The sequence below is a fragment of the Streptomyces sp. 13-12-16 genome, from assembly GCF_002114215.1.
GTDB lineage: Bacteria > Actinomycetota > Actinomycetes > Streptomycetales > Streptomycetaceae > Streptomyces.
The window spans coordinates 1-353 of record NZ_NCTE01000992.1; the positions used below are offsets into that span (position 1 = coordinate 1).

At 79.3% G+C, this 353-nt stretch carries 1 pseudogene; it reads left to right on the top strand.

From position 1 onward, the window contains the following. Positions 1-294: pseudogene (locus B7767_RS33775) on the top strand (hypothetical protein); the annotation flags it as partial. Positions 295-353: the final 59 nt, after the last annotated feature.

Here is a 353-nt window from a genome sequence, read left to right on the forward strand (position 1 = left end):
CGGGTCCGCGAACGGGTCCGGGACACCGCCCTGCGCGCGGGCCGCTCCCCCCACGAGGCCCGGCTGGCGGCGGAGGCGGCCATGCTCGCCGACGCGGCACGCCGGGCCGCCGCCCGCGAGGAACCCCCCGAGACCGCCGGAACGTACCGGCTGCACGCCACCGAGGTCTCCGGCACCGGTGGGCTGGTGGAACTGGCGCAGGCGCTGCACCGCCCTCCCGCCGCGCGCGCGGGCGCGGCGCCGTCCTCCCCGACCGGAACCGTGACCGAACCCGAGGAGCCCCATGTCGCGTAGAGCTGTCGTCATCGGTGCCGGCCTGGCCGGCATGCTGGCCGCGGCGGTGCTGTCCCGCG